Raw genomic sequence first — 301 nt, forward strand, 5'->3', positions numbered from 1 at the left:
ATCGGGTTCGTCGTGCGCAGACTTTGCCAGTGCTCGGCAGGAAAGTCGTAAAACGCCATCAACTCCTCACGATCCTTTTGTAACTTCTCGACCGCCTTCGGGTATTTTGCACCATAGAGTTTTTCAAACTGTTCAAAGGCTTGCTGAGCATCGCCTTTGGTTTCTGCTTGCCAGATCTCATGCAAAGCCGACTTCACACGGGGCTGAATCGACTTGGGTACGCAATTCAGCACGTTACCCGTCTTATGCATCCAGCATCGTTGCTGACGTGTCTGAGGATAAATCTCTTCCAAGGCTGCCC

At 50.8% G+C, this 301-nt stretch carries 1 protein-coding gene; it reads right to left on the reverse strand.

Going from position 1 to position 301, the window contains the following annotated elements; genetic code table 11:
* A partial coding sequence (locus ACOI06_RS14655) for a transposase (RefSeq protein ID WP_420663325.1) occupies positions 1–301 on the reverse strand: 301 nt, incomplete at both ends.

Origin of the sequence: Orrella sp. 11846 (assembly GCF_048820935.1) — a bacterium.
GTDB lineage: Bacteria > Pseudomonadota > Gammaproteobacteria > Burkholderiales > Burkholderiaceae_B > Algicoccus.